Source organism: uncultured Paraglaciecola sp., from assembly GCF_963977085.1.
GTDB lineage: Bacteria > Pseudomonadota > Gammaproteobacteria > Enterobacterales > Alteromonadaceae > Paraglaciecola.
The window spans coordinates 37,794-60,428 of sequence record NZ_CAXBNC010000018.1 but is presented as its reverse complement, the minus strand read 5'-3'; the positions used below and the strand labels follow the sequence as shown (position 1 = coordinate 60,428).

General features: G+C 41.9%; 21 protein-coding genes. 8 read left to right on the top strand and 13 right to left on the bottom strand.

Going from position 1 to position 22,635, the window contains the following annotated elements:
- Window positions 1-14 precede the first annotated feature (14 nt).
- The 3 genes from AAC000_RS17860 to AAC000_RS17850 form a co-directional block, all read right to left on the bottom strand.
- Window positions 15-1,367 carry an alkaline phosphatase PhoX gene (locus AAC000_RS17860; RefSeq protein ID WP_339724596.1) on the bottom strand — a complete coding sequence of 451 codons (1,353 nt, stop codon included), beginning with the start codon at window positions 1,365-1,367 and terminating at the stop codon, window positions 15-17.
- A gap of 74 nt (window positions 1,368-1,441) precedes the next feature.
- Complete coding sequence (locus tag AAC000_RS17855) at window positions 1,442-2,680, bottom strand: ABC transporter permease (protein ID WP_339724594.1); 1,239 nt, start codon at window positions 2,678-2,680, stop codon at window positions 1,442-1,444.
- A complete protein-coding gene (locus AAC000_RS17850; protein WP_339724593.1) occupies window positions 2,674-3,396 on the bottom strand; it encodes an ATP-binding cassette domain-containing protein in 723 nt (240 codons plus the stop codon). Before AAC000_RS17850 ends, AAC000_RS17855 begins: the two co-directional genes overlap by 7 nt.
- A gap of 140 nt (window positions 3,397-3,536) precedes the next feature.
- Here AAC000_RS17850 and AAC000_RS17845 point away from each other — a divergent pair, with 140 nt between their 5' ends.
- Window positions 3,537-4,088 carry a DUF3299 domain-containing protein gene (locus AAC000_RS17845; protein ID WP_339724591.1) on the top strand — a complete coding sequence of 184 codons (552 nt, stop codon included), beginning with the start codon at window positions 3,537-3,539 and terminating at the stop codon, window positions 4,086-4,088.
- 228 nt (window positions 4,089-4,316) lie between these two features.
- Entirely contained in the window at window positions 4,317-4,913 is a 597-nt protein-coding gene (locus AAC000_RS17840) for a DUF3299 domain-containing protein (RefSeq protein WP_339724589.1), read from the top strand.
- 103 nt (window positions 4,914-5,016) lie between these two features.
- On the opposite strand, the gene AAC000_RS17835 is transcribed toward AAC000_RS17840, so the two are convergent.
- The 7 genes from AAC000_RS17835 to AAC000_RS17805 form a co-directional block, all read right to left on the bottom strand.
- On the bottom strand, window positions 5,017-6,027 hold the full coding sequence (locus AAC000_RS17835; RefSeq protein WP_339724587.1) for a GTP-binding protein: 1,011 nt from the start codon (window positions 6,025-6,027) through the stop codon (window positions 5,017-5,019).
- 191 nt (window positions 6,028-6,218) lie between these two features.
- Window positions 6,219-6,386 (bottom strand): SEC-C metal-binding domain-containing protein, encoded by a 168-nt coding sequence (locus AAC000_RS17830; RefSeq protein WP_339724673.1) that lies wholly within the window; start codon window positions 6,384-6,386, stop codon window positions 6,219-6,221.
- A 244-nt stretch (window positions 6,387-6,630) separates the two neighbouring features.
- Complete coding sequence (locus AAC000_RS17825; RefSeq protein ID WP_339724585.1) at window positions 6,631-7,299, bottom strand: DUF1826 domain-containing protein; 669 nt, start codon at window positions 7,297-7,299, stop codon at window positions 6,631-6,633.
- Window positions 7,296-8,501 (bottom strand): zinc metallochaperone GTPase ZigA, encoded by a 1,206-nt coding sequence (gene zigA / locus AAC000_RS17820; protein ID WP_339724583.1) that lies wholly within the window; start codon window positions 8,499-8,501, stop codon window positions 7,296-7,298. The genes AAC000_RS17825 and zigA overlap by 4 nt, the downstream gene beginning before the upstream one ends.
- Before the next feature lie 13 nt (window positions 8,502-8,514).
- On the bottom strand, window positions 8,515-8,919 hold the full coding sequence (locus AAC000_RS17815; protein WP_339724581.1) for a MerC domain-containing protein: 405 nt from the start codon (window positions 8,917-8,919) through the stop codon (window positions 8,515-8,517).
- On the bottom strand, window positions 8,894-9,406 hold the full coding sequence (locus AAC000_RS17810; RefSeq protein ID WP_339724579.1) for a transcriptional repressor: 513 nt from the start codon (window positions 9,404-9,406) through the stop codon (window positions 8,894-8,896). Before AAC000_RS17810 ends, AAC000_RS17815 begins: the two co-directional genes overlap by 26 nt.
- 2 nt (window positions 9,407-9,408) lie before the next feature.
- Entirely contained in the window at window positions 9,409-10,056 is a 648-nt protein-coding gene (locus AAC000_RS17805) for a DUF2796 domain-containing protein (protein ID WP_339724577.1), read from the bottom strand.
- Window positions 10,057-10,140: 84 nt separating this feature from the next.
- Here AAC000_RS17805 and AAC000_RS17800 point away from each other — a divergent pair, with 84 nt between their 5' ends.
- Both AAC000_RS17800 and AAC000_RS17795 read left to right on the top strand, forming a co-directional pair.
- On the top strand, window positions 10,141-12,567 hold the full coding sequence (locus AAC000_RS17800; protein ID WP_339724575.1) for a TonB-dependent receptor: 2,427 nt from the start codon (window positions 10,141-10,143) through the stop codon (window positions 12,565-12,567).
- Between the two features lie 35 nt (window positions 12,568-12,602).
- Window positions 12,603-13,979, top strand: coding sequence for a 5-methyltetrahydrofolate--homocysteine methyltransferase (locus AAC000_RS17795; RefSeq protein ID WP_339724574.1), 1,377 nt, complete (start codon window positions 12,603-12,605; stop codon window positions 13,977-13,979).
- A gap of 349 nt (window positions 13,980-14,328) precedes the next feature.
- Here AAC000_RS17795 and AAC000_RS17790 read toward each other — a convergent pair whose 3' ends face one another.
- A complete protein-coding gene (locus tag AAC000_RS17790; protein ID WP_339724572.1) occupies window positions 14,329-15,186 on the bottom strand; it encodes a PA4780 family RIO1-like protein kinase in 858 nt (285 codons plus the stop codon).
- A gap of 391 nt (window positions 15,187-15,577) precedes the next feature.
- Between AAC000_RS17790 and AAC000_RS17785 the strand changes: the two genes are divergently transcribed.
- Window positions 15,578-16,894, top strand: a complete 1,317-nt coding sequence (locus AAC000_RS17785) for a hypothetical protein (RefSeq protein WP_339724570.1) — start codon at window positions 15,578-15,580, stop codon at window positions 16,892-16,894.
- 132 nt (window positions 16,895-17,026) lie between these two features.
- Here AAC000_RS17785 and AAC000_RS17780 read toward each other — a convergent pair whose 3' ends face one another.
- Window positions 17,027-18,550: a VCBS repeat-containing protein gene (locus AAC000_RS17780; RefSeq protein WP_339724568.1), complete on the bottom strand. Its 1,524-nt coding sequence runs from the start codon at window positions 18,548-18,550 to the stop codon at window positions 17,027-17,029.
- 192 nt (window positions 18,551-18,742) lie between these two features.
- Between AAC000_RS17780 and AAC000_RS17775 the strand changes: the two genes are divergently transcribed.
- The 3 genes from AAC000_RS17775 (at window position 18,743) to AAC000_RS17765 (ending at window position 22,014) form a co-directional block, all read left to right on the top strand.
- Complete coding sequence (locus AAC000_RS17775) at window positions 18,743-19,591, top strand: hypothetical protein (protein WP_339724566.1); 849 nt, start codon at window positions 18,743-18,745, stop codon at window positions 19,589-19,591.
- A gap of 143 nt (window positions 19,592-19,734) precedes the next feature.
- Window positions 19,735-20,631 (top strand): DapH/DapD/GlmU-related protein, encoded by an 897-nt coding sequence (locus tag AAC000_RS17770; protein ID WP_339724564.1) that lies wholly within the window; start codon window positions 19,735-19,737, stop codon window positions 20,629-20,631.
- A 168-nt stretch (window positions 20,632-20,799) separates the two neighbouring features.
- Entirely contained in the window at window positions 20,800-22,014 is a 1,215-nt protein-coding gene (locus AAC000_RS17765; protein WP_339724562.1) for an alginate lyase family protein, read from the top strand.
- Between the two features lie 111 nt (window positions 22,015-22,125).
- Here the strand turns inward: AAC000_RS17765 and AAC000_RS17760 are convergent, their stop codons facing one another.
- Entirely contained in the window at window positions 22,126-22,605 is a 480-nt protein-coding gene (locus tag AAC000_RS17760) for a hypothetical protein (RefSeq protein ID WP_339724560.1), read from the bottom strand.
- Between the last annotated feature and the right edge of the window lie 30 nt (window positions 22,606-22,635).

Below are 22,635 nucleotides of genomic sequence, written 5' to 3'. Positions count from 1 at the left end.
GTTCGAATACTGAATTACCCCAACCAAGCACCTTGTATTGCAAGGGTTTTAGTTGGGGAATAGACATTAACGAACAAGGTTTTACCATCTGGTGAAAAACACGCGCCAGCGAGTTCGGTTTGTTCATGTAATTTGGCAAAGGTATATAATTCGCCCTTTTCGCTTACACCACGAAGGTGGTTGTCTACCACATCTGTGTATTGGTCTTCGCAAACTAATAAATGCCCATTTGGCATCACTGTCAAATTGTCACCGAAGTTATATAAAGATTTATCTTCACTCTCTACAAATAACTGTATTTTTCCAGGCTCAAGCTCCTCTTTATTTGTTCCTTCGAAGGGTGATGGACGATATTGCATGATTTGACCTAATTGCCCTGCACCACCATTAGTACAACAAAAATACAACTCCTTTTCTCCCCAATGGATCCCTTCACCACGTGCAAACAACGCCGCCCCTTTAGAATAACCCTGCAAACGCAAATCATCTTCGGGGCTTTCAGGATTGGTGAGGGTAATCCACTCGGTATCTAACCATTGACCTTTGTTCATGGTGGTGCCGGTCCAATTGCGAGTATCGTATTGGGCTTTGTTTTTTATTACTAAAGCTTGTAATTTCCCCCCTTTCGCCAGCTCTCCATAAACATTGGGAATAAAACGATAAAAAAGACTGTCTCCGCGATCTTCAGTTAAATAAACAATACCAGAGGCTGGATCCACAGCAGCGGCTTCATGATTAAAGCGACCCATTTTTTTAAGTGGGATAGGTTCAACCGGTCCTTTGGCTGTTGCCGGTACTTCAAAAATATATCCGTGTTCCTGACTAATAATATCATTGGGTTTGTCGACCGATTCTTCACAGCTTAGCCAAGTCCCCCAAGGCGTGACACCACCAGCACAATTACGAATTGTGCCAATCAGGCTGAGAAATTCTTGTTCTTTTTTACCCGTAACAAGATTGTAAACAATAGTGCTGGTTCCCCCAGGTAAAGCGACCCCATTGGCATAAGTATCATAGGAAAACTTGCTTTTATGGTTTTGCAGAGATTGCGGCAACTTTGTAATATGGCCTGGGTGTAATTCATGATTACGGATCAATGCCACACGCTGCTCATCGAGCGGCAAGCAACCCATGCCATCTGCCCTGTCTGGCACGTTCAACCCATCCGACATTTTTTCACCTAAGGTCGAAATAACCCTATAGCTAAAACCTGAAGGTAGATCCAATAAACCTTTAGGGTCAACAACCAAAGGTCCATAGCCCAAGGTTGTTTTTTCGACGCTCAGATTGTTACCCAAGGCACTTTTCGCTAGTCCTGAAAAAGCGAGGGAAACCACACCTAAATTAAAATTCCGACGAGTAATCATAGTTTTCCTCTTTCTAATGTTTAAAGTTTTACACCGCTATAACACTGGCACCATTGTTTATAATCTGTTGATCATTAGTGCTTTTTTGACAAACCTACATCTAAGGCGTTTCTATAAGCTTCAATAGCCGGTAGCAACGACGTGATAACAGACGTAACCACAATAACCGCTACTACCTTGAGAGAGTCTGCTGACAGCAGATTGCCACTCAAAAACAAGCCATATTCCGTCGCCAACCAATCACTCGATAGCGTTAACAAGAAACTGATAAGTCCAAGGGCAGCCACTATGACTAAGACAACTAACAGCAACGCTTCGATCAGTACCAAAGCAAAAATAACACTTGGGCTTGCACCTAACACTCGCAACACAGCGATTTCATTTTTGCGTTGCCCCATGGACGCCAGCAACATAGTAGACAGGCCAAATAATGAAGAGATCAACACCAAGATGCTGATCACCAGTAACAAGTTTTCAACTGTTGCCATCATTTGCCATAACTCAGCCATAGCAACACCAGGCAGAATAGCCATTAACTGATCTTTTTTATTATTGTTAATTTCCCGTTGCAATTTGAACGTCGCCATTCGAGACTTCAAACCTAACATTACCGCTGTCATGCCGTTGGGGGTTAAGTCCACTGCATTGGCGTCATTTAACAGCTTGTTTTGCTGAGATGGTGACAAGTGAATGGCTTCTATTGCATTTAGGCTTACGTGAATTGTTTTATCAACCGGTGTGCCTGTTGCTTTGAGAATACCACTAATAACAAAAGGAGTTTTGTCATGATTGGTAAAGCTGGTATTCCCTATTCCATGGGCAATGACTATTTCATCGCCGACCTGATACTTTAATTGTTTGGCAACATCCGCACCTATAACCGTCTGAAACAGCTTGGAAAACGGCGCGCCAGCAGCAAACTCAAGTGTTTGTTTGTTCGCATATTTGTAACGTACAAAGTAATTTTCATTGGTCCCCATCACTCGGAATCCACGATGAGAGTCACCTAATAAAATTGGGATTGTCCAAGCGACATGTTGATTTTTACTGAGCGCTTCATAGCTCTCGTAGGCAATATTATTAGTAGGGTTTCCCATTCTAAATACTGAGTACAACAGCAAATTTAACTGGCCGCTAGGGGCGCCTACAATAATATCTACAGCAGATATTGTTCTATTAAAACTTTCTTTGGCATTTTGGCGAATGTGTTCAACGCTGAGTAATACGCTGATGCTGATCAGTAGAGAAAAAAACGTCAAAACAACCGATTTGCGGCGGTTGCCTAAACTACTCCACGCAAGAGAGACTAACATTCCAGACTCTCCACAGGTTCTTGTAAAGATGACATATCAACACTTGCATCAAAAAAACGCTGTAAATACATGTCGTGACTGACAAAAACCAGGCTAGTGCTAGTGAGTTGGCAGATCTCAATCAAAATTTCCATAAACGCATCCCGAGCACAGGCATCTAACGCAGAAGTGGGTTCATCTACCAGCAATATTTCAGGCTCATTGATGAGAGCCCGCGCAATAGCAACACGTTGCTGCTGTCCAACACTTAATGAGCCTGCAGGTCGTTGTAACACATCAGGGGAAAGTTTGAGCTTAAGTAACAATTCACTGGCGCTTTGTTCAACTTGGCTTTTTGCATTACCGGCAAAATAGGCTGCAACCTGAATGTTTTTCATTACACTTAAATAAGAAATTAGGTTGAATTGCTGGAATACCACACCTATATGTTTGGCCCGAAATTTATCTTTACCCCGGGAAGTAAGGCTTGAAAACTCTTGTTCTAGCAGTTGTATTTCCCCTTTAGTAGGGTTTAGCACGCCTGCTAAAAGATTCAGCAATGTGGTTTTACCAGAGCCGGATTCACCATACAAAAAAATACGTTCTCCACGCCTTAAGGTCCATCGAGGAATGGATATCCCCGTGGCATCTTCAGTTTTTGAGTAGCGGTGATACAGCCCTTTCACATTAATCGCCAGAGGCTGATGACTATTTAACTCACTTGATATCAATTTCATTCCCGAGCCGTGCTCTTGTTATTTGTTGTCGATATACACCTGACATAATGATATGTTATAACATACTGCAAGCACTTCGCTAATCTATTCTTTTAATCAGAGGTAACATGCTCAGTTTTCAGCATTTCGCAATAAGGTTAATGGCTTTTATATTAATTGGGTTGGCAGGGTTTTCTGTGGCTGAGCCGCTGCAACAACAAAAGTACCAAACACTAGACTGGATCGCACTTATGCCACAGGACGATCTTGACGCATTGATGAATCCACCGGATTTTTTGTTAGATATACAAGATGGTTCCGAGCAAGATTCAATGGAGTCTTTCGGTGAGTTATCCCCAGATGATCTGAAAAGTCAGCGTTTTCAGCAAGCCTTACGCTCTACTCAAGTTGTTAATACTTATGATAAAAAAGCGATCCGATTGCCGGGGTTTATCGTGCCCCTGCAAACAAACGACGCGCAATTGGTCACTGAGTTTTTTATCGTGCCTTATTTTGGAGCTTGTCTGCATATGCCCCCACCACCACCCAATCAAATCATTTATGCAGAGCTAGACAAAGGTTTCGCACTGGATAATTTATATGATGCTTTTTGGTTTGAAGGCGTGTTGTCTACCGAAATTAAAGAGAACGAACTGGGTGCTTCTGCTTACCGAATGCAGCTTGATAATATCATGCCTTATCAGGATGAATAACCCATGATGACTCAAATATTTGTAATTTTAATGACTGGTTTTTAAGCGCGCTCCCATTTTTAAAACGCACGAGGCACACTTTCACGTTACCCCAAGTCATTAAACATAACAGGAACACAATTCCCTAGGTATGCGGCGTCTAACTATGAAAAGTTGTCAAATACAGTGCTAAATAACAGATTTAAATGGGTTGTTTTTCTGGGCGTGTTCTTTGTAACAGGCATAGTAATGGCAAAGCTTTATCAGAAAGTCAGTCCAGCGATATACACTTTATGGAACGCCGAAAGAGTGTTGTACACAACCCCAGATACATCATTGCTCAAAACCTTTAGCACTCGGTCAATATCCCCCTTAGGCTGGGCAGCTTTGATACCCGAAGCAGAAAAGAATGTACTGGCTCATTATCAAACAACTGAAAACGACTTTAGCAAGCAGCTAGCTTTGTCACTACAGGCGAGTAGTGACCCTGCTTATAAGTCAGCTTTGTATTCAACGGATATTGTGGATACTGTACTTGAACAAGCCGTCTCAATTTCTGGATTTATCGTCCCTATTGACCTTAATGCTGACCGAAGTGTCAAAAGTTTTTTTCTGGTGCCTTATTTCGGAGCCTGTATTCATTATCCACCACCACCGCCTAACCAAATGATTTTTGTGCAACTCAGAGATGGATTTAAAAACATCGAATTACATAAGGCGTTTACCTTGTCAGGTATTTTGAGTCAGGGCCTATTTGAGGATCCATTAGGCACCTCGGCCTATCAACTAAGTCTGGTCAATATAAAACCTTATCAAGGGCAACCTGACGACCTACGCCAACACTGACGTGCCCGTTTCTGGAGAAATCCAATATTTAGGATTATCGATCGAATTGATGTATAAAGTGTGTAATAACTATTAGTCACAGGCGTATTTTTTAAGTACTGCGCTACTCTGGGTTTTGCAAACAGTGCATTAATGCCAACTCCCATTTGTCATCTATATCATTCGATATGATTTCTATTTTACTCTCCAGGCAATCGTCCAAGTGGATCTCAGTTAGCGCATCACCAGTCAGGTTATAGCCAACCACACCTGCATCCGTAATGAAGACTGCCTTCATTCGTTCAACTCGCAGACCTGCTAAAAATGAAAACAACAATTTATGATTAAAAATCTTTTTGGGTGAAAAGCGCCAACCGATACTACTAAACCCCTCTCCCTCATTCATCGCTTTTACAAAACCGCAGGCTGGTATCGCTAGCTCTGAAACCAGTGGTTTTGTTTGAGTTTTGTGATGATGGTGATGTATTGGTATAGGATTGTTAGTGGTTAAACCTTGCAATGCTGATAATGGGATATCCCCATATTGAGTAAATATTACTTCAGCGTGAGTTTGCCCGAGCTGTTTAACATAAGCGATTAAATTTGCTCGTTCTTCCTCTTTATAGAGATCCAATTTATTACCAATAACAACATCGGCAATGGCGATCTGTTGATTAAAAGTGTCGTGACTAGTATATCGCTTGTCAGAGAGTTTTCTTGCATCCACCAGAGTAAGTGTTTTATGCAATGATAATACATCCTGATAATGTTCTGCTGAGAGTGTCTTTAACACTTCTTTGGGATGCCCAAGTCCTGTGGGTTCGATGAGTAAGCGATCGGGCTTGGCTTTGGCCAACAATTGATTTAATGCAATATGCATAGGCAGACCCGCGGCGCAACACATACAGCCTCCCGGCACTTCACGAATGAAAATACCCTGAGCATTAGTGTATTGTCCTTCAAGTAAACTTCCATCCACACCAATCTCACCAAATTCATTTACCAGTACTGCCCAGCGCTCTCCCTTAGGTTTGTGTTTGAGTAGCTGCAAGATTGCAGACGTTTTCCCCACGCCTAAAAATCCACTAATGATGTTGGTGGGAACTGCTCGAATAGCTAACTGTTTAGTGTTCATTTTCCCTCGTTATATGTAAAAGGTGTAACTCACTATTGCATAGCGCTACACGGCCCACATGCATAGCATGCTTCCTTATTTAAGGTTTAATATATTGACTAATTTACTCACCAAGTTCTGTAAATATGATAGTGCTCAGATAGCCGTTGGTTAAATAGGCTATCCAAGCACTTAAGATACCAATTCAGAGTTTATCTATTTTTACCGCAACACTTTTTGAACTTGCGACCATTGCCGCAGGGGCAAGGGTCATTGCGACCGACTTTGGGCTTGTCGCGAACAATAGGCTCTTGAGGGGCACAGCAACTAGAATGGCTACAGCAAGATGTTTCCTTGGTTACTGACTCAATAGCAGCCATTTGATTATTTTTAGTCATGGATAGTCCAATTCCTTGAATGTTATTTGTGAGTAATGACCAGGTATTACAGGCGATTTAGTTTGATAATATTTGCAAGTTTTGCCCGTCCCCCCCCTAATCGTTAACCCAGTTTCGTCATGTTTTTGCTGAAACTTGAGTACCAGCAACAGAAGTTCAAACACTGTGAAATGCCTTGTTGACCAGCAAGGCATTTTTATTTAACTGAGTGCTCATGTATCACTTTCTACGCAAAGTCTAATGTCATCACCAGCCGTTTTTTATCAGAACTAGCCGTGGGGGAACGATGCACTAATCCAGCCTCTTCGTTCCCCTCCCAAAACTCACCTTTAAGTAAGGCCACATGTCCCGGCGCTACAATTTGAATATCATCGGCGTTCAAATATAATCCTGACTGTTCATCACAAAGTCCCTGACTTTTAAATCCCAGTTTGTCGCGATTGACTCGATCATGGGGAAGCCATTGTGTGCCGTTGCCACTGAATGTGGTAATTAAACGGAAAGGAATTTTGTCTACATGAAAACGCGGGCACATGGCATGTTCGAGAACGTTAAGACGAAAACCCACTTGTTTCAGGTCAAAAAGACAAGAAAACATATCGATTAATTCGGCGATGTTGTCCCGCAGGGCAGTAAGGTTTGAAAAATCCCTCAGAATGTCACTCAGCTGCTGATTAATTGCATCAGACTTTATGATTTTAGTGATACTCAAGATTGGTTCACCCTGCAGATATTGTTCAATATCTGTGAGCATCTCTGCTGACAGCTCCCGTTTCCAGATGCACATGTTGATGTTCTGAGCATAAATATCGGTTAAAACTGCGGGACTGTGTGATTCCGAGGAAATTCGAACTTTTTCTGGAGTGATTTCCGTCAAAACAGATACATTGTTCATGCTTCGTTCTCCCATTCAGGAAATGGATCGGCTAAGGTTTTCCAGTAGCTTTTTCCTTGCACAAGCTCCTCATCTGACAACAGGCAAAGATTCAATGCGTCAGTGACAGCCTCCCGATCCAGGTTTTGTCCAATAAACACTAATTCCTGGCGCATATCACCAAAAGGTTCTTCCCAGAGCTTTTCAATGGATGCTAAAGAATCTGCGTCGCTAGGCCATTGAGATTTGGCCACTGCTTTCCAGAACATTCCGCCAAATCCATAGTGAGCAATACCACCAGCCTGATTCCATTGACCAGCAAACTCTGGCCGTGAAGCTAACCAAAAGTACCCCTTAGAACGAATTAACTTACCGAACTTATCTGTATCGTGCAAAAACTCATGAAATTTCTCAGGATGGAAAGGACGACGGGCTAAATAGCTGAAACTCGCAATGCCATACTCTTCGGACTCAGGTGTATGCTCTCCACGCATTTCTTTTAGCCATCCTGGGGCTTGTTGGGCTTTGTCAAAATCGAAAAGCCCAGTACCAAGCACCTCTTCCACATTAATTTTTCCATGACTTATTGGAATAATACGTGCCTGTGTATTGAGAGTTTTCAAGATGCTGATTAATCGATTAAGCTCTGTACTTTCAACCAGATCGGTTTTACTGACTAAAATGACATCGGCAAATTCGACCTGCTCAACCAGTAAGTCTGTGACACTGCGTTCGTCTTCTTCACCGAGATGCTCGCCTGTTTCTTGTAGGTACTTTGCTTCATCATAATCGTTAAGAAAATTAAGGGCGTCGACCACTGTGACCATGGTATCCAAAGCTGCAACGTCGGATAGTGAGAGGCCGTTTTCATCCGCAAAAGTAAAGGTTTCTGCTACCGGAAGTGGTTCCGATATACCTGTCGATTCGATGACTAAATAGTCAAACTTTCCAGTTGCGGCGAGTTTGCCTACCTCTAACAATAAATCTTCCCGTAAAGTGCAGCAAATACAGCCATTACTCATTTCAACTAACTTCTCTTCACTGTGATTTAACGTTACTTCATTTTTTAAGGTTGATGCATCGATATTGATTTCACTCATATCATTCACTATGACGGCCACTTTTTTCCCTTTACGGTTGTTCAATATATGGCTCAGTACTGTCGTTTTCCCGGCGCCTAAAAATCCTGATAGAACAGTGACCGGCAGTTTTGCTTGCTGCATATTTTTTTGACTCCTAATGATGAGGTTCTGGACGCTTGTTTTGTGAGCGCAGTTGATAGTTTCGAATATGGCTGTAGGCAATGATGCTTGAACCCAATACGGTCAACGCTACTTCTGCGTATTTACCTAAAAGGTCATGGCCCAAAAAAGCAGTCAAAATAAGTATGATTAAGCCCAAGGCGCCAATCAAAAACACTCGCTGACTGCGGTGATGGAGGTACCCCATTAACATGGCAATCATACTGATAGGCACAACTGCGTAGAGTAGCCATGTGTGGAATAGCTCATCGTTAAAGGCAAATACGCCGGATAATGAGGGAATTAGAATTAAAAGAGTGGGAAAGAAAAGACAATGAACCACACATAATAATGATAGCCCCACTGCTGCTTTATCACTTATTTGTTGGATTTTGACCATTTAAGTCTCCAGGTGAGTGTTGATGAATATTTGATTGGCATTTTTTGCATAAGCTATTGAGCTCAATTTGTGAACCTGCACTGACAAATCCGCTACTTTCAGCATGGTCTGATAATGCATGAATAAGATCTTTCGCTATTGCAACTTCTTCTATCTGTTGGCACGAAGTACAAATTAGAAACAGCGGTACTTGGTCTTCACTGCTCCCTTTGGGATGTTTACAAATAATGTATTTGTTTATTGAATGAAGGTGATGAACCAGTTTTATGGACGCCAAAAAATTGAGGATCCGGTAAACCGACATCGCCATAATGGGTGAATTAACTAGCCGATTATAATCATCTGTTAACTCATAGGCGGATTTAGGCGTATCTACAGTGGATAACACTTCCAACATATGTTGACGTGTTTCTGTGAGCCTAGACCCCGTCTGTTCACAAATATCCTTGGCAACCTCTATAAGATCCCTTGTGTTCATAGTATTCATAACTACCACTCTATATAGGGTTGGTTGCGGGTAAGTGTGTACATGCCCTGACTATTTTCCAGCAGCCACTGCAGCTCTATGGCATGCAGAGATGGCATAGTTTCAAAGATTTTCACATATACCCGAGTAATGGCTGCTTTACACTTAAACTGATATTCAACTTCTACATCATGGTGATTTTGCTCATTATTATGTTTATGATTTTTATGGCGCTCATCCCCATCTTGGTTTACCAAAGTATGTGCGGCTTTTATTAGGGCGCACTGACCATCAACTTCAATAACAGCTGCGTTTCTTTGTAATTTCTTTGCGAGAGTTTCATATTTACTTTTCTGTGCTTTAGTCTCTGGTACATGCTCGAAACCTAAGGTATCAGCGGCCGGTAAAATCAATTGCATATGCCACTCATTTCCTTCTTGGGATATCAAAAGTTGACCTTGACCATGTGTATGCTGCTGGGCGTTGGCTGAAAAACCAATACTAATCAAGAACATTAAAAACAACCGAGTCCATACCTTATTCATAAACAAAACTACGCATCCCCTGTTAATGGATTGACTCTTTCTTAGAAACGACACTTCGCCGCCTGCTGAAAATAATTGTTTCAACAGTTCACTCAATACTTTCATCATGTGGATCATATCCGGCATTTAAGACCTGTTTGATTTCCATTTTGATACAATATAACATAACATCCACAAAATGAAATAATATAACATTACGTTGGAGGATAAATGTACAAAATATCACGGATTGCGGCTGTTATAACTTCACTGCTACCTGTTGTTGCCATGGCACAATCAATAGAAGGGGTAGTAGTAAATAGTGATGGTAAAGCGATTACTGGCGCAACGGTGCGAGTTGATGGGGAAAATATTCAAACCATCACTGACAACGAAGGGCGCTTTGTTTTCAAAAAACTTAGTGCTGGCAAAAATGAAATTCATATCTCTGCGGCAAATTATGCCCACCTGCATCAAGACATTATGTTGGCCGACGACAAAGTTAAAACCTTAACCTTGTCTCTGAGTCGATCCCCCATTGAAGTGGTCGATATTGTTGGCACACCTATACATATGTCAATTATGGAGTCTGCATCACCGGTCAGCGTTTTGGCCGGTGATGCATTGCGTCGCCAGCAAGCCTCTACATTGGGTGATAGTTTGGAAAAATTGCCAGGAGTGAATACCAACTTCCATGGCAATGTGGCCAGTACCCCTATTATTCGTGGCTTAAGTGGCCCACGTGTATTGATCGCACAAAATGGGCTTGATGTAAGCGATGTATCTAGAGTGGGTCCTGATCATTCAGTTGCATCAGAAGCGTCAACTGCACAACAAATCGAAGTGTTACGTGGTCCAGCAACACTCTTTTACGGTAGCGGCGCAATAGGTGGTGTAGTCAATGTGGTTGATGGACGTGTACCTACAGATAACACTACGCAAGGCGAATGGTTACTGGAAGGCAACTCTGCTGATGAGCAAAAATTGGCGTCGTTTAATTTAACAACAGGTATGAAATCGTTTGCCTTTTATGCTGATGGTTACTATCGAGAATCCAGTGATTATGAGGTGCCTATCGCGCCAGATCTGGATCACGATGACGAGGATGGTGCCCATGATTTTGTCGTTGAAAACAGCAGTGAAAAGTCCGATGGCATTACTTTAGGTGCAAGTTACTTATTTGACGAGGGTTATTTTGGTGTCGCAGTAGAGCAATTTAACCGCGAATACGGCATACCTGGCCATAGTCACTCAGAAGAGGAAGAAGATCACGATCACGACGAAGAAGAAGAAAGTGTCTTCGCCGACTTAGAACAAACCCGAGTGCAGTTGTTGGGCGAGTATAATTTTGCCGGGAAGGTGATTAATAGAGTTAATTTTCGAGGTGGCTTTACCGAATATGAACATGCCGAAATTGAAAATGGCGAAACAGGTACTCTATTCGAAAACGAAACTCAAGAGCTCAAGGTAGATATTCATCATAACCCTTTTGATGAGTGGAATGGTGGCCTCAGCTTGCATTATAAACGCAGTGAAGTGGCGGCCCAAGGAGAAGAAGCCTTTACTCCCCCATCAGAAACCCAAACTATTGCATTGGCTATGATGGAAGAAAAGCACTTTGGCGATGTACTGTTTCAACTAGGTGCCCGCATTGAGCGCGTGACACTAGAGGCAAACAACCTACTGCTGCCGACTTTGGAAGCTCACGACCATGATGAAGATGAGCATGATCATTCACATGAAGAAGAAGTTGAAACCACTACCACCCGTGTATTTGCTGTAAAACATCAATTCACCCCAGTCAGCTTATCAGCAGGTTTAGTTTGGGATTTCACCCCTGGTTATAATCTAGGGATTGCAATATCACGCTCAGAGCGTGCGCCTTCGGCGTCTGAGTTAATGTCGTTTGGTCCGCATATTGGCACCAGTTCTTATGAAGTAGGTGCCTTGTTCGCCTTACATGAGGATGACGGTGATACCCATATTGGTTTAACTGACGAAAACATCGATCTTGAAACTGCCAATAATATCGACCTAACTTTCCGTAAAACACAAGGTGATCTGGGTTTTGTATTTAATGCCTTCTATAATCAGGTGGACAATTACTACTATCAAAGCGCTACTGGCCTATTTGCTGAAAGTGGCCATGACCATGGTGAAGAGGATGCTCATGATCATGAAGAAGAAAGTGATGAGCATACCGATGAATTACCTGTTTACATTTTCGAAACCGATGATGTGATCCTCCATGGTTTTGAGACACAGCTTGCTTGGCAGGCTAGCGATGAATTTAAAGCCGCCGTGTTTTCCGATTATGTCCGAGCCCGTTTAAAAGACGGTGGTGATTTACCTCGCACCCCACCCATGCGTTTTGGCACCCAGTTTAGCTATGAAAACCAGAGATTAAGTGCCCATCTGGATATTACCCGCTATCAGAAGCAAGACCGTGTTGCTGCCCAGGAAACCCAAACAAGTGGATATACGCTGGTTGATGCCAGTATTTCTTACGACCTACCACTCTTTAATCAGGATATGGCTATCTATCTAAAAGGCAGCAACTTAACGGATACCGAGGCAAGAGTGCATAGCTCGTTTATTAAAGACATTGCTCCACGCCCAGGCCGCAGCTTTGCCTTGGGCATTCGTGGCTACTTCTAATCTGAGAATTACATTTAAATAATAAGGAAAATACTATGCTCAAACCATTTCCACTTAACCTGCTGGCAGTCACGATCAGTGCGTTAATGTTAACTGCATGTGGCGATGCAGAAACAAACATAATTGAAAAAGATCCTATTGAGGAAACAGATGACGATCATGATGATCACGACCATGTAGATGACAGTTATACCATCGAGTCTATGGGGCGCTTAGCAGTACTATCGGCTGAAAGTGCCGATCTAACTGTATTTGATTTAGACGATAATGACGCGTTAGATAGCTTTTCTTTGGTACATGAATCCAATGCCTTAAGCGTATCAGCCGATTATCGTTTTGCAGTGATTGCCAGTCGCGCTCAGGATTATGTTGGTTTTATTGATGGAGGCTTGTGGCGAGAAGATCACGGTGAACATCTACATGATTATAAACAAGCCCCAGTGATGAGCGACTATGAGTTGGCCGCAAGTCGTCCGACCCACGTCATCAAGCATGATGGTCAGATGGCCATTTTTTATGATGGTGATGCCGAATCTGGGATCCCTGCTTCAGTACAGGTTCTCACAGATACCGACATTAGCAATCAAACCAGTGTGTTACCTACTTTGGATTACAGCATCAACATGCATGGCGTAGCCAAACCTCGTGGTGAGCATTTGTTGTCTACAGTGCGCCGCGATGATGCCGAGAGCACTTCGGCAGCCAAAATACTACCAGATCAAGTAGGTGTGTATCACTTGCATGACGATGAATATGAACTGGAACAGGTATTAGAAATCAACTGTCCAGATTTACATGGTGCCGCACAAAATCATGAATATGTGGTATTTGGCTGTATCGATGGCGTGTTAGTTGCTCATCAACACGACGATGAATACGAAGCTGAAAAAATTGCCAATATTGACATCCTAGATGGACTGCGCATCGGCACACTATACGGTCATGAAGATAATGAGTCTTTTATCGGTATAGCTTCAGGACACGGTGGTGGACCAGCCATTTTGCTGAGTGTGAATCCTGAGGAAAATGAAATGGAAGCGCTGGAATGGCAACCTGATGCCAGCCCGGTTGCTTATGCATTCTCGCATGATGGGGCATATTTTCTGGTTTTGGATGACGCAGGTTACCTGAATATTCTTAATGCCCATGAACACGATGGTCATATGCACTGGGAATTAGAAAGTCAGTTAGATATTACTGAAGAAGATGTAGCCACTATGCCTGAGGGTATGTCATTCAGCATGACTGTGGCGCAAAACGGCCATTATGTGTATGTGGCGGATCCTATTGCTCAGCATGTCCTGCAAATTCATTTGGAAGATAAGGAAATTGAAGGTGACATAGAACTGGATTATGCACCTGGAGCCATTACCTGGCTAGGCGTTGCAGAAGAAGATCATGATCACGAATAAACGGATCTTTTAAGCAGGAATGAAAACTAACAACCCCATCCATTTGGCTATGGAATAATAACACCTCCGCAAACCCGCAATTTACAGGTTGGGAAGTAATGTCTAAGTAGTTTTAAATTAGATGGGGATTAAAAGTCGAGTATCACCACAGTGATGCTCGTTTTTTCCTCTATCATCTCACCCAACTGTCGAATACTTTACTGATAAAGGGAAAAGTTTAAAGGCGCCTGCATGGGTCACTTGTAATACCAAATTGCTCGAATAAAACGTTAAAACACACTCGCATATATACTTACTGAATATTTAAGCAGCATCTGCTTCTGCACTTGGTATTCCAGACAAAAGCAAGTTAAAGCGGTTCGTTAGCTTCTCTTACTCTTTCTTGGCGTTCTTGTTCTTCAGCGAAAGCGGCCTTGATTTCTTCTAATACTGAGTCTACGTCTGCATCATCATCAGGTTGTTCGAAGTGCCCTGTTAGTTGTGTTTCAGGTGTCAATTCACCTGCTTCAAATAAAGCCCACATTTCTTCAGCGTAAAATGTTTTTGTCAATTCTGGGGCGTATTGTCCGTAATACTCACACATATTGCGTACATCGCGCTGTAACATGCTAAATGCATTGTTATTCGCTGCCGCATCCACCACTTGGGGTAAATCAATAATAACCGGGCCGTAGTCGTCTACTAAGACATTAAACTCTGATAAATCGCCGTGTATTAAACCTACACACAACATACGCATGACATAGACCATCACTAAAGCATGATCTTCAATGGCTTGTTCCGCAGACATAGACACATCGTTGAGTCTGGGAGCCACTTCGCCCTCGTCATCTGTGACTAGTTCCATCAGTAACACACCTTCATAACAACCGTAAGGCTCAGGTACTCTGACCCCAGCTTTGGCTAATTTAAATAAGGCGTCCACTTCAGTGTTTTGCCATGCATCTTCTTGTTGCTTTCGGCCAAACTTAGAGCCTTTCTCCATAGCTCGGGCACGACGAGTGTTGCGGACCTTGCGGCCTTCCTGATATTGCGCAGCCTTTTTAAAACTACGTTTCATGGCCTCTTTATAGACCTTGGCACAACGTACTTCGGCTCCACATTGCACTGCATATACTGTGGCTTCTTTGCCACTCATAAGCTGATAAAGCACTTCATCTATCAGTCCATCATCTACCAGTGGCTGTAATCTTTTTGGTATTTTCATTAAAACCTAAGGCCAACAAATATTGCTGTTGGTTCAATTATTATGTCGTTCAAATCATCAAAATTTGAACCCCTTAAAAAACAAACAATATGATATCAAGTTTATTCGCCACATTGATATCGATATCTAAGTACCTAACAAATTTTACCACAGCACCAGAATCTCTGAAAAACAAATAAATGCTACTTAGACCAAACAGCTATAGATAGAAAACACCTCGCTCAATTGGTTACAGACTAAAGCCAGAAGATCTAATGGCAAGGCAGTGGCAATTTTAAAATACAGCAACAACCTAATTAATTTCTATACAAAGGTTAAATAGGGCAGCCATCCTTTGGTCACTAATGGTATAAGGTAGAGACTAAATCTAAATATGGAACAAGAACCCTATATGATAATCACACAGTATCGACAGTTTTCTCTGGCTGTATTTTGGGGCCTAACAGCCCTGCTCTTTGGCTGCGCTGAAATTGACACAAAGCCTAGCAAGGTGGCCAATGAACTCAATCAAATCGCAGAACAATATGTAAAACTCGGATTAGAACTGGGCGAATACGATAAGGATTATGTTGACGCTTATCTTGGCCCCGATGCATGGAAAAAACACGCCAAGGCACAGCTGCGTTCCAAACAACAGCTGGCTTTTGATATCAGTGAGTTGCTGCAAAAACTCAAAACACTTGATCTAACAGATCAACATCTAAAATTACGTCATAAAGCGTTATTTCGCAATGTACGGGCGATGGATGTGCGGGCCCGCATGTTACTTGGCGAAACATTCAGTTTTGCTGAAGAGGCACGACTTATCTACGATACTATTCTTCCCGAATATGACCTCAAAAAATTTGATCAGGCATTAAATGAGATAAACAAACTGGTGCCTGGAGAAGGTGACTTAGCCAAACGAGTAGATACATTTCGCAACCGCTTTGTTATTGCTGAAGAAAAAGTTGGTGATGTAGTGGATCAGGCTATTGCTGAATGTAAAAGACGCTCTGACACCTACATTTCTTTACCCCAAAATGAACGTTTTGAGTTGCAATACGTCACAGGAAAAAGTTGGTCTGGGTATAATTGGTATCAAGGCGATAACAAAAGTTTGATGCAAATCAACCAAGATTTCCCCATGCAAATAGACCGAGCCATTGGCCTTGGGTGCCATGAGGGTTACCCCGGTCATCATGTATGGAATGTACTAATTGAAAATAACTTACTCAATAAAAATGCGTGGGTGGAGTTCTCACTTTTTCCGTTATTTAGTCCTTATGCCCTCATTGCTGAAGGAAGTGCTAATTATGGTGTGGATTTAGCTTTCCCTGAGGATCAAAAAGTGTTGTATGAGCGAGATGTGTTATTTCCTATTGCTGGATTGGATCCTGCTAGTGCGGCAACGTTAGAGCAACTCAATAAATTAACAGCTCAATTATCGCACGCTATTACCGCCACAGCACAACTTTACCTAAACGGTGACATTAGCCGCGAACAAGCCATTGAACAACGCCGCAAGTATTCTTTAGTGTCTCAAGAAAAAGCAGAACAAAGTGTGCGGTTTATTGAACAATACCGCGCTTACGTCCTGAATTATAATTTAGGCAAAGACATTGTTTCAGCCTACATCAGCAAACAAAGTCAAAACGAAGCTGGCAAATGGCAAGCCTTTGAGCGAATGTTAACGGAATTATCCACCGCGTCAGATATGCTGGATTAACCTTGGCGTAAAACAGTTTTCTGGGTGCATTAAAAAGGCTGCGACTAGCAGCCTTTTTAATCTGCAAGGTGGATTATAAAAATAGCTTCAATACAAAAAGTTTATACGCATTTTACTGTAGCGAAGTGTCCGTTAATTTGCTAACAACACTATGATCCTTTTCAATAATTCAGGGCTGTCGGCATAGCCATGATGTAACACTATGTCTGTTTTTCCGTCGCCATTGATATCGTCAGTAGCCGCATCAAAGGGATTTTTAGGCATAGCTACTTTCTGGCTTTGTGATCGTTTTGCATAAGGTTTTTTGTTATCAGGTGTTGCGAACACTATACGAATCAAATCATCGTCATCCGAGTACACTATGTCTTTAACTGAATCTCCATTGACATCAATCATTTTAACCAGAGGTTGACCTCGGGCGCCCGAAGATAAGCTAAACGTCATCTCTACCTCTTGCCTCACAAAAGGCTTTTTGCCATATTGCCCTTTTTCATCCATTGAAAAAATCAACACATCTTGGTCGATACTCCCAGATAACAAGGCACCTATAATTTGCGAGATCCCGATATCAAAAGACGACACCGATACTTCTTTTTTACCATCCATATCTATGTCCAATATGATGATATCAGACAAGGTTTCTTCTGAAGTGACACTGCTGTTTGCCTGCTGGGGATAACTCACTTTACCTTCATCTAACGCGCCATAAAAAAACTCAAAATCGATAATTTTATCTAACACTCCAGTACTTTTAGTAAACTGCACGGCAATATCAGGTATGCCATCACCATTTAAATCGTCTATTTTTCTGACGACTCGGTGTTGTATATTACTTTGGTCCATCTTCTGTCCGTTTGCCGCTTTGATATCCCACCAATCCCAAGGGTAAATGGTGTGATTAATTTTTACCTTTGTGGCTGTGTCTGAAAAGCGCATGTCATCGTTTTGCAGAAACACATTCAGTTGCCCTTGTTCTACTGTAACTAAGTCCGATTTTCCATCTGCGTTCATATCTTGGAAGTATAATTCGTGATCGTCATAACCTATGCCACTTTCATACATTTCAATCCGTGCCGCTATAGGTAAGCTCTGTGGGTGCCTAGCGCCACAGCAATCGGATAACCATAAATTAAGTTGTTCAAAGTGCGGCAGCACAATGTCATCAAGACCGTCATGATTTAAATCCTGTACAAAGTCCATTTTTTGAAATGTGTCAGGTTTATCACCAATAAACATTGAGGAAACCCCCTCAGCCTGCACCCATGCAGATTTATGGGATAGATGTGCAGGCACATAGTGACTCACAGTGGTTTTATCTAAAAGGTACAAACGTTGTAAACCGTCTTTTAGAGGTTCGCCTACATCATAGGCAAACACCGTGTTGGGAATTTCAATTTGGTCTGCTGCGATAAAGGTTTGACTTGGTGTATCAAAAAAATAAATCACTAACATCCGCTGTTGTTTATCATTTACACCCACAACAACCAATTCTTTTCCCCCATGAGGTAAAAGATCAGCAATCAATACAGCTTGATTAACGTTAAAACTTAGGTCAATTTGCTGCTGCGTGAAAATGTCTGTATTTTTAGCATTTGCCTGAAATACCCAAAGCCCGAAGCTTATAAATAAAAAAAATCGACGAAAAAAATGAACCATTAAGTAACACAATTCCATATAGATTGAGGATACGTGTTATACATTAGCAAAATAAACTATGTTAAAAAGGTAAAAAGTGTAAGTGCGTACGTATTCCTGTTTCCTTCGGTTAACTAACCTAAACTTAATCGTTAAGTAATACAGGGTGATATGATAAAAATTCACTAGTAGTGTCAATCAGGAGTTAAAAAAGTGGTTAAACGTTTCGCGTTAATAAGTGGTTTAGTAGCAATCTTAATAACGCCGCTAATCTGGGCACAGTCACCAACACAATCTCACCCCTTTGAAACATTGCGCGGTCTTGAACGCTTTAATAAATCAAGCACTTTATCAATGCATAACAATACTGAAATGGAGAAGACTTTACTCGCTATTAAAGGCGTTAAAATCGGTGACAACGTATTGCAGCAGGCCATTCAATTAGCAGAACAAGGGGGGCAATTAGGGCGCATTCGTGGTGGCACTCGCAGCGATAAAATAAAATTGAGTTTCTATCAACCCTATGAAGATTCTCGCTTAGAGCAAAAAGTGGAATTGTACTTCGATAAGCACAATGGCTTTATTCAGCAAGTCACCGCCACTTATTTTTTACAAGATGCCTATTTAAGCATTGTGCCAATCCGGGAACAAAGCCTAAGCGCCGCGGTTAAAAAATTTGGTTCACCTATGACTATGCAACAAGCTTATGATTTCAGTGGGCAACAGAATGGAGAAATAGATTTCGATAAATTTATTAACGGACTACAGCAATCTACTCAGTTACACCCATTGGCGCTAGCCTATTTAAATAAGCGTAATATTTCTAGAAGCTCCAAATGGGTAAAGGGTGAACAAGATTACGCCCTCATGCACAGTGGTTTTGACCGTTGTTATTTATGGCATACCAATACATTTAAGCAAATTTTAACATTTTGTTTTTTTGATAAAACCAGCGCCAACCCAAATAGCAGAGGGGTAGAGTTAGACTTACATGATTTCCCTATCAGTCAACAAATTACTGAGCTGGGTAATCCACACAACAAACCAGACATTGCATTGTAACCCATATACCCAAACACTCTGAGATACACATTTCGAGCTGGTATGGGTATATGGCATAACCTATAAACAAATACTGGCTGCGGTAAAGTCTAATTCACGCGATAATCACGCCATAATTAAAATCTCTTTTTTAGGACGTAATAATGACAATTACCCGCAATGGTCACCGATATATTGATGTCGAAAGTGGCAAAACCTTAGATGTATGGTTTCCTCGTAGCAATAAAAAAATTGAGCGTCATTGCTTAGCCAGTAAAGTTGGCTTGATTAAGGGCGAGTTTGTAGAAATTAGTCTGGATATTGATGCCGCCCCCAACTCTGCTGAGGACGCTTATTTACGCCTACATTTATTGTCAGAATGTGCGGTGTTACCTAACAACATCAACCTTGAAGGTGTGTTTGGCCTATTGACAAATGTAGCTTGGACTTCAGCGGGCCCCGTATTACCCAATAAGGTGGAAGAATTAAGAGAATTAATCGCCGCAGAACATCATCACTTAGCCGTGACCTCTATCGATAAATTTCCTAGAATGGTCGATTACGTTATTCCAGAAGGTGTGCGTATTGGCGATGCTGACCGTGTACGTATGGGGGCTCACCTTGCGCCTGGCACAACTGTGATGCACGAAGGTTTTGTCAACTTCAATGCTGGTACTTTAGGTAGTTCCATGGTTGAAGGTCGTATTTCACAAGGTGTAGTGGTGGGTGATGGTTCTGACATTGGAGGTGGCGCTTCCACAATGGGGACGTTATCTGGTGGCGGTAAGTCCATTAACGCTATTGGCAAAAGTAGTATGCTGGGTGCTAACGCCGGTATTGGTATTTCACTGGGTGATGATTGTATCGTTGAAGCAGGCTTGTATGTCACTGCAGGCACTAAAGTGAAAACACCAGATGGCGAAGTAGTTGCTGCACGTCAATTATCAGGCATGAATGGACTATTGTTCCGCCGCAACAGCCAAACCGGTGTAGTGGAAGCCGTAGTAGCAGATTCATCTAAATGGGGCGGCCTAAACGCCAGCTTACACAGCAACGATTAATTGATTGCAGAGGCAACCCTATTCTTGGGTTGCCTCATCTCCCTACAAAGCTTTTCCACTTGTTTTTTGTTATATCCCCATTATTCTGTTCTGTGTTCAAATAAAAGCACATGTTTAGAGAGTCTCATTTTGATTAATTGTTATCGAATATTTTTAGCTGTGTGTTTTATGTGTATCAGTTTCGCCTCGCTGGCAGCACCTTTGGTTTTACTGGAGCAAACAGAAATCGCAAGGGTAAAAACTGCCTTAAAAAACGCTACGGCTATGGCTGATACCCAAAAGGCCTACCAACTATTACTGCAACAGGCTGATAAAGCATTAGATCTTGATGGTTTTTCTGTCACAGATAAAAAAATCATGCCGCCATCAAAAGACCATCACGATTATTTAAGTATCAGTCGTTATTGGTGGCCAGATGAAACCAAAGTCGATGGCCTACCTTGGAAAAGACGAGATGGCATCACTAACCCAGACACCCAGACAGACCATGTAGATCGTAAACGTTTAGGTGCAATGAGTCGATATGTTAGCAAGCTATCTTATGCTTACTACTTTTCGGGTAACGAAAAATACGCACAAAAAGGCACCGCATTAATTAAGAAGTGGTTTTTAGACTCAGATACAAAAATGAATCCACATTTGGAGTTTGCGCAAACTGTGCCTGGGAGGGATCAAAGAAGGCGTTCAGGGATCCTAGATGGTAGATTAATCCCTGAAAAAATATTAGATGCCATCACTCTTTTCACCCCTTCTAAACATTGGTCAGAAAATGACAACCAAAAAATGAACCTATGGCTAAGTGATTACCTTAGTTGGTTAACCAATAGCAAAATGGGTCAGGCTGGAGCCAAACAAATCAATAATCACGGTTCTTGGTATTACTTTCAAGTGGCCGCTTTGTCTTGGTATTTAGGTGATTCACAAGGCTTAAAAACCAGCTTGGAACAGAGTAAAATCCACATGCTCAGCCAGTTTGATCAGCAAGGCGCACAGCAACATGAACTAGCTAGAACACGTGCATTTTTTTACAGCTGTTTTAACTTAGAAGCGTTAACCAGCATTGCCATCATTGCCGATAAGGCAGGCGATTCTCTTTGGCGATATCCTGCCACTGAAAACAGCCTATTAGCCACTGGTGTCGAATATCTGATTCCCGCAGCCCAAGGCCAAACATGGCCCCATGCTTCATCAAACCATATAGACCCAACTGATTTCATCAGGGTCTTAGAGAGATACAATCAATACAGTGGTCAAAAATCACAAAAGCCTTTACTCAAAAATTTATTAAACACACACAAAAACAGCGCCGAATTAAAACAAAAGCCAAGTTCTCTGTATTATCATTTTGCTTTGTTCAAGCCTGAAGTATTACTAGATTTGTAAGTGTATCAAAAGCTTTTTCGCTTCCCACTTCACAGCTAAACAACCTGAATGCGGGTGAAAGACATAACACTATTGCCTATAGATTAAGGCACAAAATACTGTGCTAATTCACTATTCCCACTGTTGCTTATCTTGGTCAGAAGCGCTTTCGACACACTCCCCAGTTATTTCGGTGCTATCAGGCATTTGCGAAAAATCTAATTCAATGTACCCTAGTCTACAATAGCCAGTTTCAGCAATTTTTTCTTCAAGCAAAGTAATAATGGCCTCGCGTTTTTCATCGTCTGAAATGTACTCACCACTTTGAGGCACACGCTCTAGCTTATCATCTCGCTTTTGACCTGATTGTCCGCGACCGCCTTTACCTTTACCTTCACCCTGTCCTTTTTTACCAGAGCCTTTGTTTTTGCCTCGTTCACCTTTAGGTTGATCAGTTAGATAGTTCATAGACAATACAAAACGCTTTGAACCATCGGAATGAATATCGGTGCTGAATCGATTAGGCTCCCCCTTGTTGTAATCTGGTTTACTTGAACAAGCGGTTAAGCAAAATGAAAAAAGTAGGATATATAAAGTGAAACGCAAAAGCATGATGGTATTCCAAAGTGAAACAGATAGTTT

Coding starts and splice junctions, on each gene's coding strand:
- AAC000_RS17785 (WP_339724570.1), top strand. CDS start 15,578: ATGATAATCACACAGTATCGACAGTTTTCTCTGGCTGTATTTTGGGGC.
- zigA (WP_339724583.1), bottom strand. CDS start 8,501: ATGCAGCAAGCAAAACTGCCGGTCACTGTTCTATCAGGATTTTTAGGC.
- AAC000_RS17835 (WP_339724587.1), bottom strand. CDS start 6,027: ATGAACACTAAACAGTTAGCTATTCGAGCAGTTCCCACCAACATCATT.
- AAC000_RS17830 (WP_339724673.1), bottom strand. CDS start 6,386: ATGGCTGCTATTGAGTCAGTAACCAAGGAAACATCTTGCTGTAGCCAT.
- AAC000_RS17850 (WP_339724593.1), bottom strand. CDS start 3,396: ATGAAATTGATATCAAGTGAGTTAAATAGTCATCAGCCTCTGGCGATT.
- AAC000_RS17765 (WP_339724562.1), top strand. CDS start 20,800: ATGTGTATCAGTTTCGCCTCGCTGGCAGCACCTTTGGTTTTACTGGAG.
- AAC000_RS17810 (WP_339724579.1), bottom strand. CDS start 9,406: ATGAATACTATGAACACAAGGGATCTTATAGAGGTTGCCAAGGATATT.
- AAC000_RS17855 (WP_339724594.1), bottom strand. CDS start 2,680: ATGTTAGTCTCTCTTGCGTGGAGTAGTTTAGGCAACCGCCGCAAATCG.
- AAC000_RS17800 (WP_339724575.1), top strand. CDS start 10,141: ATGTACAAAATATCACGGATTGCGGCTGTTATAACTTCACTGCTACCT.
- AAC000_RS17860 (WP_339724596.1), bottom strand. CDS start 1,367: ATGATTACTCGTCGGAATTTTAATTTAGGTGTGGTTTCCCTCGCTTTT.
- AAC000_RS17815 (WP_339724581.1), bottom strand. CDS start 8,919: ATGGTCAAAATCCAACAAATAAGTGATAAAGCAGCAGTGGGGCTATCA.
- AAC000_RS17780 (WP_339724568.1), bottom strand. CDS start 18,550: ATGGTTCATTTTTTTCGTCGATTTTTTTTATTTATAAGCTTCGGGCTT.
- AAC000_RS17795 (WP_339724574.1), top strand. CDS start 12,603: ATGCTCAAACCATTTCCACTTAACCTGCTGGCAGTCACGATCAGTGCG.
- AAC000_RS17805 (WP_339724577.1), bottom strand. CDS start 10,056: ATGCCGGATATGATCCACATGATGAAAGTATTGAGTGAACTGTTGAAA.
- AAC000_RS17840 (WP_339724589.1), top strand. CDS start 4,317: ATGGCAAAGCTTTATCAGAAAGTCAGTCCAGCGATATACACTTTATGG.
- AAC000_RS17790 (WP_339724572.1), bottom strand. CDS start 15,186: ATGAAAATACCAAAAAGATTACAGCCACTGGTAGATGATGGACTGATA.
- AAC000_RS17845 (WP_339724591.1), top strand. CDS start 3,537: ATGGCTTTTATATTAATTGGGTTGGCAGGGTTTTCTGTGGCTGAGCCG.
- AAC000_RS17770 (WP_339724564.1), top strand. CDS start 19,735: ATGACAATTACCCGCAATGGTCACCGATATATTGATGTCGAAAGTGGC.
- AAC000_RS17825 (WP_339724585.1), bottom strand. CDS start 7,299: ATGAACAATGTATCTGTTTTGACGGAAATCACTCCAGAAAAAGTTCGA.
- AAC000_RS17760 (WP_339724560.1), bottom strand. CDS start 22,605: ATGCTTTTGCGTTTCACTTTATATATCCTACTTTTTTCATTTTGCTTA.